We start from the raw sequence: 2706 nt of genomic DNA, 5'->3' as shown, positions 1-2706 counted from the left end.
CCTGGGCGCAGCCCGTGCAGGCTGACCAGGCAGTCGCCGATCTTGAAGGTCTCCCCCGGGTCGTACTCGCGGACGTCGAAGGCGACCTCGAACGCCTTGTCCAGCAACGGGATCGTCGCGACCAGAAATAGTCCGGCCAATGTCCGGAAGGTGTCCAGGCCGCCCCGTGGAAGGTAAAGCGGAATCGGTTCGCTGCGCGTCGGAATGTCGCGTGCCGGCAGCGTCGGGAATCGCATGGGATACCGGGTCCGGCTGGCCAGCAATGCCTTCCCCACCGGCAGGAGATCATAGCAGTGATCGGAATGCAGATGACTGATCACAATACCGTCGAGCACCGCGGGATGCCCCAGCGCGCTCAGCGCCGTCGCGGCGCCGGGGCCGCAGTCCAGCAGCATCTTCGTCTCCGCGGTGCAGACGAGGTAGCTGGAGCTGCACTGACCGCCGGTCGGCATTCCCGACCGGCAGCCCAGGACGGTCAACCGCATACGTTCATCCGTTCATCTTGATGTTCCGCTCTTGGTGTTCCGTTGGGAACATTCCGTTGGGAACATGTGGAAAATTCGGCGCCGGGGTGCGCGAGGATTTCCGCTGTCATCCGCGATGCTGCTGGGTGGCGCCGTCGCCGGCAATACGGAACTTTCGAACGGACGATTGCCCCAGCCAATCGTCATCTACACGCGCCGCCGTCGCCGAACGGCCCGTGACGAAGAACATCGGGTCGGTCCGGCGGCGGGGGGCCGAAGGTGCCGGGATGCCGCGAAAGGTGCCGCGGGGGTGCGGGCTCAACCGCCGGAAGCCGGCTGCCCGTCGTGGGCGAGGACCGGCACCTGCGGCGCGGCAGGCGCGGGGACGGCGTCCTCCCCGAAGGGACCCGCGTTGTCCAAGCTGCGCAGGAACGCCTCGACGACGGGCGGCGGGTCGGGGTGCCAGACCACCTGCACCCCGACGGTGGGCACCGGCTCGACGAGCCGCACGGCCGCCAGGCCCTTGCCGGGCACGAAACCACTGCGGACGGACGAGGCGAATCCCACGACCGACTTCGTCGTGACGATGATCCCCGTGGCACCCGAGTCGTCGACCTCGTCGGCGACCGTCAGGCTGATGCCCGCCCGGCCGGCCGCGGCGAGGATCGCGTCGTGCATGGCGGGGCTCTGTTCCCGTCGGAACAACACGCACCGTTGACGCGCGAGCTCCCGGAACGACGCCTGCTGGCGGTCGGCCCACGGATGGTGGTGGCCGACGATGGCGACCAGCGGCAGGGTGAGAATCCGTCGCGACTGCAGCCCGACGGCCAGCGCCCCGCCGAACACGAGCGCCACGTCCACCTTGCGGTCGTGCAGGGCGGCGAGCGTCGGTCCGCTGCGGGCTTCCCAGAGAACCGTGGAGATGCCGGGGTAGTCGGCGCCCAACCGGACGAGGGTCGGCTGGAGCACCCGCTGCCCGGCGGGGAAGTTGAAGCCGATGGTCAGCACGCCCACGCGGCCCGAGGCCGCCTCCCGGACCGCCGACACGGCCCGGCGCGCGGTGTCGAGGACCCGCCGGGCCTCGACCTCGAACGCGCGGCCGGCCGCGGTGAGCCGCACCTCGTGGGAGGTCCGGCTGACCAGTTCGACACCGACCTCCCGTTCGAGGCGCTGGAGCTGCTGACTCAGCGACGGCTGGGCCAGGTGCAGCCGGGCCGCCGCCCGCCCGAAGTGCAGTTCCTCGGCGATTGCGAGGAACGAGACGAGATAGCGGAACTCCATGCGGGTCTCCACGGCACCTCCCCGCAGAAAAATATCGTTCCGGAATACCGGCGGTGGAATATAAAAAAACGGACGGTGAAATTCCCGTGTTGATTGGCCGCCCAGCCGATCATGGATGATGGCCGCGGGTCATCGCCAGCCGGCGGGGGCCATGGGTTACCGGCTGGCCGGGCCCGCCGGACCCACCGATCTTTTGTTGATCATGATAGTCGAGTGGACGTCAACACCGTTGATTATCTTGCTCGGGGTGAGGGAGGACCGGCCGGGCACCAGACGGCTGGCCCGGAATCGAACCGCCCGCGGCCGGCTCTCCCCCGCCCGCCGCGGACCGCGTCACCGCCGGGGACGGGGACGCCGGGGACGCCGATGTGGCGATGTCCGTATCCGCCTCGCTCGTCCGCGACGGACCACCGGCGCGGACCGGGAACCACACCGACTCCAGCAGGGCGCGCCGGTCCAGAGGTAGCGGGGTGGGAACGCCGTCGACCAGGTGCACCATGACGGTGTCGCACAGCCCCAGGCAGACCCCGTCGAGGAAGAGGCCGGCACTGTGCACGAACGACGACGCGCCGATCCGGCTTATCCCGTGGCCGATCTCGTAGGTGGCGGTATAGTGCGCCTCGGCCAGGTAGTGGATGCTGAGCTGTGCGACGACGGGCGTGAACCCGGGCCGGCCACCCGGGTCCTCGGGGCGGAGCAACCGGGTGTGCAGTCTCACCCGGGTGTCCTCGTACAACGAGGCGATGGCGACGTTATTAAGGTGACCGAAGATGTCCATATCGCTGAACCGCGCGGGCATCGGCTGACTCAGGGGATAGCTGGCGAGGCTGAGCCTCGCCGGATCACGTCTCGGGTCCATTTTGCCACTGTGCCCCATCCGATCCGGCTGTGGAGGGTCAACATTCGGTCTTCTTCGTCGTAAGTGTTCGGTGATGTCGTGGGAGGGCTCGCCGAATGCCCG

3 protein-coding genes are annotated in these 2706 nt (G+C 68.7%); all 3 read right to left on the bottom strand.

Annotation, left to right across the window (positions count from 1 at the left end; translation table 11 throughout):
- A partial coding sequence (locus AC08OX_RS16855; protein WP_476608691.1) for an MBL fold metallo-hydrolase occupies positions 1 to 485 on the bottom strand: 485 nt, incomplete at its 3' end.
- A 297-nt stretch (positions 486 to 782) separates the two neighbouring features.
- Positions 783 to 1745: a LysR family transcriptional regulator gene (locus AC08OX_RS16850; protein WP_476608692.1), complete on the bottom strand. Its 963-nt coding sequence runs from the start codon at positions 1743 to 1745 to the stop codon at positions 783 to 785.
- A gap of 220 nt (positions 1746 to 1965) precedes the next feature.
- Positions 1966 to 2544: an acyl-CoA thioesterase gene (locus AC08OX_RS16845; protein WP_476608690.1), complete on the bottom strand. Its 579-nt coding sequence runs from the start codon at positions 2542 to 2544 to the stop codon at positions 1966 to 1968.
- Between the last annotated feature and the right edge of the window lie 162 nt (positions 2545 to 2706).

This window comes from Frankia sp. CoBUL1, assembly GCF_978021245.1.
This window is presented reverse-complemented; position numbering and strand designations above follow the sequence as displayed.

What these genes read in the sequence shown, in the direction of transcription:
- AC08OX_RS16850 (WP_476608692.1), bottom strand. Translation starts at nt 1,745, where the DNA reads ATGGAGTTCCGCTATCTCGTCTCGTTCCTCGCAATCGCCGAGGAACTG.
- AC08OX_RS16845 (WP_476608690.1), bottom strand. Translation starts at nt 2,544, where the DNA reads ATGCCCGCGCGGTTCAGCGATATGGACATCTTCGGTCACCTTAATAAC.